The following is a 353-nucleotide window of genomic DNA, read 5'->3' as shown; positions in this document are numbered from 1 at the left end:
AATGGGCGGTAATTAGAGGTATAAACCCTATTACAGGTTTTGTAAACCCTAAAAAAGTTTTTTGAGGTATTTTTTTGGCTCGACCTGAATTAGAACCTAGAACTCCATTAGCTAAGAGGCTACGTGAAGTACGAAAATCACTTGGAAATGAGGAACGCGGTGCTTTTGCAAAAACTCTTGGTTTGGCAAAAAATACGCTTGCAAATTATGAATTAGGGCTACATGAGCCTCCAGCTTCGTTGATAACTACTTATCACGAAACTTATGGTATTAATTTTAGTTGGCTTCTCACTGGAGAAGGCGAAATGTTTACAGACGTAGCAAAAGCGAAAGCAGCAGGTTTTAAAGCGCCT

1 protein-coding gene is annotated in these 353 nt (G+C 39.1%); it reads left to right on the top strand.

The window, feature by feature from the left end; all coding sequences use genetic code 11:
• Positions 1–74: 74 nt before the first annotated feature.
• A partial coding sequence (locus tag BN338_RS10650; RefSeq protein ID WP_039762671.1) for a helix-turn-helix domain-containing protein occupies positions 75–353 on the top strand: 279 nt, incomplete at its 3' end.

Source organism: Bartonella queenslandensis AUST/NH15, from assembly GCF_000312585.1.
Classification (GTDB): Bacteria; Pseudomonadota; Alphaproteobacteria; order Rhizobiales; family Rhizobiaceae; genus Bartonella; species Bartonella queenslandensis_A.
Note: the sequence above shows the minus strand (reverse complement) of the source record. Positions and strands in the feature narration are given on the sequence as shown.